This is a genomic window from Paenibacillus sp. J22P51, assembly GCF_059692215.1.
Window position 1 is genome coordinate 1 of record NZ_JCAUAZ010000031.1, and the last position, 5,917, is coordinate 5,917.

At 45.4% G+C, this 5,917-nt stretch carries 7 protein-coding genes, 7 tRNA genes and 2 rRNA genes; all 16 read right to left on the reverse strand.

The window, feature by feature from the left end; genetic code table 11:
* Window positions 1-191: ribosomal RNA gene (locus AC58QC_RS30230) — 16S ribosomal RNA — on the reverse strand; the annotation flags it as partial.
* Between the two features lie 343 nt (window positions 192-534).
* The gene (locus AC58QC_RS30235; RefSeq protein WP_497418665.1) at window positions 535-1,602 is read right to left on the reverse strand and encodes an FUSC family protein; all 1,068 of its coding nucleotides are present in this window, start codon (window positions 1,600-1,602) and stop codon (window positions 535-537) included.
* Between the two features lie 135 nt (window positions 1,603-1,737).
* Window positions 1,738-1,935 carry a DUF3934 family protein gene (locus tag AC58QC_RS30240; protein WP_497418666.1) on the reverse strand — a complete coding sequence of 66 codons (198 nt, stop codon included), beginning with the start codon at window positions 1,933-1,935 and terminating at the stop codon, window positions 1,738-1,740.
* 25 nt (window positions 1,936-1,960) lie between these two features.
* Window positions 1,961-2,401, reverse strand: coding sequence for a HEAT repeat domain-containing protein (locus tag AC58QC_RS30245; protein ID WP_497418667.1), 441 nt, complete (start codon window positions 2,399-2,401; stop codon window positions 1,961-1,963).
* Window positions 2,402-2,701: 300 nt separating this feature from the next.
* Window positions 2,702-2,887: a hypothetical protein gene (locus AC58QC_RS30250; protein WP_497418668.1), complete on the reverse strand. Its 186-nt coding sequence runs from the start codon at window positions 2,885-2,887 to the stop codon at window positions 2,702-2,704.
* 104 nt (window positions 2,888-2,991) lie between these two features.
* Complete coding sequence (gene tenA, locus AC58QC_RS30255) at window positions 2,992-3,657, reverse strand: thiaminase II (RefSeq protein WP_497418669.1); 666 nt, start codon at window positions 3,655-3,657, stop codon at window positions 2,992-2,994.
* Between the two features lie 201 nt (window positions 3,658-3,858).
* Complete coding sequence (locus AC58QC_RS30260) at window positions 3,859-4,446, reverse strand: thioredoxin family protein (RefSeq protein ID WP_497418670.1); 588 nt, start codon at window positions 4,444-4,446, stop codon at window positions 3,859-3,861.
* 28 nt (window positions 4,447-4,474) lie between these two features.
* Window positions 4,475-4,897: a VOC family protein gene (locus AC58QC_RS30265; RefSeq protein WP_497418671.1), complete on the reverse strand. Its 423-nt coding sequence runs from the start codon at window positions 4,895-4,897 to the stop codon at window positions 4,475-4,477.
* Window positions 4,898-5,055: 158 nt separating this feature from the next.
* Window positions 5,056-5,129: transfer RNA gene (locus tag AC58QC_RS30270), tRNA-Pro, on the reverse strand.
* A 46-nt stretch (window positions 5,130-5,175) separates the two neighbouring features.
* Window positions 5,176-5,247: transfer RNA gene (locus AC58QC_RS30275), tRNA-Gly, on the reverse strand.
* A gap of 43 nt (window positions 5,248-5,290) precedes the next feature.
* A tRNA-Leu gene (locus tag AC58QC_RS30280) sits at window positions 5,291-5,370 on the reverse strand.
* Between the two features lie 74 nt (window positions 5,371-5,444).
* Window positions 5,445-5,520, reverse strand: a tRNA-Lys gene (locus AC58QC_RS30285).
* Between the two features lie 9 nt (window positions 5,521-5,529).
* Window positions 5,530-5,604 (reverse strand) — tRNA-Gln (locus tag AC58QC_RS30290).
* Between the two features lie 10 nt (window positions 5,605-5,614).
* Window positions 5,615-5,688, reverse strand: a tRNA-Trp gene (locus AC58QC_RS30295).
* Between the two features lie 12 nt (window positions 5,689-5,700).
* Window positions 5,701-5,782 (reverse strand) — tRNA-Tyr (locus tag AC58QC_RS30300).
* 52 nt (window positions 5,783-5,834) lie between these two features.
* Window positions 5,835-5,917 (reverse strand): 5S ribosomal RNA (rrf, locus tag AC58QC_RS30305); the annotation flags it as partial.

Here is a 5,917-nt window from a genome sequence, read left to right on the forward strand (position 1 = left end):
CTCATGCGAGAAAACCAGTTATCCGGTCTTAGCTATCGTTTCCGATAGTTATCCCAGTCTTAAAGGCAGGTTACCTACGTGTTACTCACCCGTCCGCCGCTAGCTTACCCCAAAGGGTAAACCCGCTCGACTTGCATGTATTAGGCACGCCGCCAGCGTTCGTCCTGAGCCAGGATCAAACTCTCCATAATAGTGGACAATTGCTTGTCCGTATATCTGAAAGCTGAAATGCTCATTGACTTGCTAGCGAGATTTTGCAATCTCTTTTTTGAACGATTTCTCGTTCGTGCTTACTCACTCGTTGTTCAGTTTTCAAAGATCAATATTCCATGCATTCACTGCCGTGTTACCGAAGCAGCGAGAAATAATATACCATATTGATTTTTCATTTGCAAGCTTTATTTTATTTCATCCATTCGTGAAGATATTCAACACGTTCAGAATTCATTGTTTCGGCTTGCTGATTCCTGCCCCGTTCGAAGCAAGAATCATAATATAGCACAAACCATATCGTAAAGCAAACTTAAACTCGAACTATTTGAGTCGAATACTTTTGAGCAAAATCTCAAGAGGTTCCCTCTCTTCGGTCTCCCCGCGATGATCATGCTCCACAAGCTTATCCAAACGCGCGATCTGATGACCATAGTCATACATGGCTGCTGCCACAATCGAGAGTCGAAGCATACCGCCCGGTTGCTCACGATATCGTGCAAGGAGATCGACCATAAACTGTTCGTTCTCCGCTTCGATTTCCAAACTATCTGAGCTCGTTTCCTTAAGCTTATCATCGTACTTCAATAGAACATGCTCATGGTACTTAATCAATTTCTCCATATGATCATCAAAACATACATCTGTTTCCGCGCTTGGGGAAGCCTGAAAATAATGCTCATCTACGGCCTCCAATACCTCAAGCCCTTTGGACATCACAAGCAGCTTCTGCTTGTACACGACGAGTTCGCGGATCCGTTTGGAGCCGCTGCCTTTCATCTTTTTAATTTCTTCTTCCATAAGTCTGTATTTCTCTGATAATGACTTTAAGCTGTTGCGAAGACTTTCCTTCTCTTCACGAAACACCGTTTCCTTGATCTCATTCGAAATCACCGTGCGAAGGAGCAGTGACATTTTGCCGAAAATAGATCCGATCTGTGCTGCGAATTGTTCCTTGGGCTTAGGCGGAAAAAAAAGTACATTCACGAGGAAAGCACAGCCAATCCCAATCAAGCTGAGTAATAAACGATTGACGGCAAAACGCCACTCCCCCGATGCCTCCATTACGGCAACTACAGTAACCAATGTAAGACCGATCGTTTCTTCCATGCGTAAACGTAAACTAAGGATGATGACAATAATACATACAATGCCAATGGCAATCACATTTTGCGAAAAAAATATCCCCGCCAGCAAAGCAAAAGCCGCACCAATAATATTGGTTTGCAGCTGTTCTAAGAAATATCGCCAGGAACGATAAATCGAGGGCTGCATCGCAAAAATCGCCGCAACGGCCGCGATGACCGGTGGTGTGAATTCGAGCCAAGCACTTATATATAAAGCTAATGCAACAGCGATGCCTGTTTTCCACACGCGCGCCCCAAATACCACGACTCTCACCTCATCCAAAATATTCTACATCTATCTTACACAGGTCATGTGAAGGATGCAAAAACATCATCTTTAACGAAAAAACCACCCCCGGCAAGTTACCGAAGGTGGTTTGGCTCGTCTCTTAGCGATCTGCTAAGCTTTGGTGCTTTTCGTACTTGTACTACTCGTTGTACTTGATGTACCAGCTGCCTTGGCCGCGATTGCAGCGGCTTTCAGACCTTTACTCTTGTAGGGTTTCGGGGCACTCTTCGCCCGGTTCTCGCTCGCCTTCCACCGGTTCCAGCCTTTGCTGTCAGTACCTCTACCTGTTCCACCTTTACCCTTAGCCATAAATTCACTCCATATGTGTTGCTTCTTATTTATTTAATAAACCCGACCATGTCGTTTCTAGCCATTGATCGAAATCCGCGCCTTTGTCACCTTCATACGTGTCATAAACATCACTTCTCATTTTCTGCAGCTTTTCCTTGAAAGCCTCATAGGTATGACCTTCTGGCAAGCTCTTCTTGATGCGAAGTAAAATTTTGCCTACTCCTTTAATCAAATCACCTTTTTTACGAGGCGGCAGCTGTACATCCTCACCCAAAAGTTTCAACTTGCGATAAGCCGTCTCCTGAATCACATAGACCGAATCATTGGCCATTAGACGTTTAAGGATATGAACGGATTGTTGATCGCCATGTTCCCCTAATGCTTCAACGGCGGAAAGACGCTCTCTCCAATTGGATGTGCGGTTTGCTGCTTTTTTCAATTCTTCAAAATCGGTAGGTAACTCATTGTGTAATTCAATATTCAACTGATTCAAGCTCCTTCTGTCTGCTATATGAGTTAGATGTTACACTTTTTTCAGACATAGTGCCAACTTTTTGACGTGTTTAGTTTATGGAAGTACCCTTTATGCATGATTTTCGTCTTTAAATCACCACAATATATTGTCAGGACGGCGAGTGATTTCCTAGGAACGTAAGATGCCAAGAAAGCTAGTAGTCGTGGTAAAAAAGACTAAAAAACACTAAAAAGCAACGAGCATTTCGCACTTAAGCGAATAACTCGTTGCTTTTCTCTTCCCCTTTTTACCCGATACCATGACATAAGCCTAACTCACCACAACCCCCCTACAGTACTTGCACACTGGCGCATCAATGGCGATTTCCTCGTTGCAGTAAGAGCAGGGCTTGTGCGTTTTCACTTCAACAGGCGCTGTGGATTTACTTCTTCTTATACTCATGACAACCAACACACCGACAACCACGACAATCACAGCCAAAATCCAATAAATCATACGAAACACCTCCCAGTTGATAACCAACTTTTGATGATTTCCGTATATGTATATTCGCTCTATGGGCTCTTATGAATGCGTTTCAGTTGCGCTTTTGTCCGAAATTATAGCCACATCTGCTGCTGGTATGACATTTCCCAGAACAACGTTTCGTAGCGAGTCGTATTCAAAAAAATCGTTTCTAGGCGCGCTAGCTCGCTTTCTGATTTCCCCAAAGCTAGTCGATCCATTAAAGTGATACACCACTCGGCATGTTTGCCGAACTCGTCTGAGCTGTAGCCTCTCACCCACTCACCATAGTCGGGATGATCTGCTGCTCCTGGAATCTCTTTCAGCATGCGGCCGATCTCCCAGTAACTCCACATACATGGCAGTAAGGCTGCCGTTAACTCCGCTAGTCCGCCATTCTGTGCCACATGCAGCATATAATGCGAGTAAGCGAGCGTAATTGGTGAAGGCTCTGCCTGCTCCAGCTCTTCCTCGGCGATCCCGAAGCGAGCCGCATAAGATCGATGAATCCCCATTTCCACATGCAAAATGTTGTGAAGCGACGCTGAGAATTCACTCATCGTTTGGAGATCCGAAGCTTTGACGGCACCGAGTGCAAACAGTTTGGCATAATCGATTAAATATAAATAGTCTTGAATCATGTAAAATCTAAATTTATTGCGATCCAAGGTTCCTTGACCTAACTCTTGGACAAAAGGATGCTGCTGGGTTTGGCGCCATTCGAACTGATATTTCTGGATTAAGTGCTGTGTAAAGGACATGATGGATCTCCTTCGGCATGGAATTATATGATGAATAGATGAGTGAAATTCTATTAGTAGATTTGGTGAACTCTACTATATTACCATATATTAACTATATCGCTAGTTGTGAATAAAGAAAAAACCAATGAACCATCTCGAGTAGAGGGGTCCTTGGTTTCTATTAATCTATGTAATTCGAGTGTTCAGAGACCCGTGGAGCTATACCAAATCACAAGCATCGGCAGGCATCCAATGCGCATCCTTACCGTCCCATTTCACATTACAGCCAATTGGGTTCGTTAACGGCAACGTAATCTCTTGACCAGAGGTAAGCTCCGCTAGTGCGTTCTCTAAATTATTGATTGTGATTTTAGCAGCATCCTTCGGACTATCAACGCCGCGTCCCGTGTAGACTAACTTGCGATTTTCATCAAATACATAAAAATGCGGCGTTCGCAGGGCCCCATAGGCCAAGGCCGTTTCTTGCGTTTCGTCTCTGAGATACACCCATGGGTATTGGTGCTCCTCCATGTGCGATACCATATGATCGAAGGAATCTTCTGGCTTGGTGTTCACACTGTTGGCGTTGATACCAACGAACTGTACGCCCTTATCTTTAAAGCGATTGGCAGTTTCGCGTGTCACTTCATTGGAACCGATCACATAAGGGCAATGGTTGCAGGTGAAAAAGATAACGAGCGTTTTCGCATCGCTGAAATCCTTCAACGCGTATGTTTGTCCATCCGTAGCTGGTAATGAAAAATCAGGCGCCTCATCTCCGAGCGATAAAGTAAAGGTAAAAGTCATGTTCCATGCCCCTTTCATCCCTGAAAAGTTATAGTTGGTGTTCGCCAGTGCTTTGGAAAAACTCAATGATTTCTCCGTTTAATCCTTTGACAAAAGCGATGCGAACGGGGGTTGGCGGGTTTACACCTAAGATTACGTCTTTGGGTTCTACCGTCACAATAGCCCCAGCAGCAACGGCCGCTTCAACAGCCCCATCTACATTATTACTGCGGAAAGCAACATGGAAGAAATAACCTTCTGGTTTTGGCTCACCTGAACCCCCAGCGAAAACCTCCATATAATTACCATCACCAGAGTCAAGCAGGACAGCTCGTTTATCACCTTCCCCCCAGTTGTTCTTCTCTACAAAGCCTAATCCTTCTGTATAAAACTTGACTGTCGCGTCAAAATCATTCGCTCTAAGTGCAACGTGATGGAAGCCTCCGCCGCCAATTTTTGTATTCGTACCCACTTACTTTAGCCCTCCTTTGGATTCTTACTTCCACTTCATTTCCAGTATACTCGAACATGCTGGGTTAGAAAATGAGTTACATCGAGGTAACTAAGTTACCTTGGGTAATAGAAAAAAACCACAGTCCCTCATCCTTTGATGAAGAACTGTGGTTGATATCGGGACGACACGATTTGAACATGCGACCCCCTGCTCCCAAAGCAGGTGCTCTACCAAGCTGAGCTACGTCCCGAAGATTAAAAAAGCGTAAGGGTGCTTGTAAGACCCTTACGCTAGTAAGCGGAAGACGGGGATCGAACCCGCGACCCTCGCCTTGGCAAGGCGATGCTCTACCGCTGAGCCACTTCCGCATAGGGATCCCCATGCTGCTTGGAGCAAGCTGGGGATGATTGATGCGCGTAGAGGGACTTGAACCCCCACGGTCGCCCGCTAGATCCTAAGTCTAGTGCGTCTGCCAATTCCGCCATACGCGCATGTTTGATATTGGGGTCCCCGAAAAGTAATCGGAATTCCCTTCGAAGCCATCACTTCACTTTTTGGGGTAAAGTGGTGAGTCATGTAGGATTCGAACCTACGACACCCTGATTAAAAGTCAGGTGCTCTACCAACTGAGCTAATGACTCAGGTAAAAATGGCTGGGGATCAAGGATTTGAACCTTGGCATGACGGAGTCAAAGTCCGTTGCCTTACCGCTTGGCTAATCCCCATTGATGTTATTGGCAGGGGCAGCAGGAATTGAACCCACACCAAAGGTTTTGGAGACCTTTGTTCTACCCTTAAACTATGCCCCTAGATAAGGTATATGGAGGCTGATGGATTCGAACCACCGAACTCGAAGAGAGCAGATTTACAGTCTGCCGTGTTTAGCCACTTCACTAAGCCTCCATAAAGGTAATTCAATTCTAACTAGGCAAAAAAAATACCCACTAGGGGTACTGCTTGGCAACGTTCTACTCTCCCAGAACCCTGCGGTTCAAGTACCATCGACGCTGGAGGGCTTAACGGTCGTGTTCGAGATGG

Excerpts from the sequence above, each read along its gene's own strand:
- AC58QC_RS30240 (WP_497418666.1), bottom strand. The coding sequence starts at position 1,935 with ATGGCTAAGGGTAAAGGTGGAACAGGTAGAGGTACTGACAGCAAAGGC.
- AC58QC_RS30250 (WP_497418668.1), bottom strand. The coding sequence starts at position 2,887 with ATGATTTATTGGATTTTGGCTGTGATTGTCGTGGTTGTCGGTGTGTTG.
- tenA (WP_497418669.1), bottom strand. The coding sequence starts at position 3,657 with ATGTCCTTTACACAGCACTTAATCCAGAAATATCAGTTCGAATGGCGC.
- AC58QC_RS30260 (WP_497418670.1), bottom strand. The coding sequence starts at position 4,446 with ATGACTTTTACCTTTACTTTATCGCTCGGAGATGAGGCGCCTGATTTT.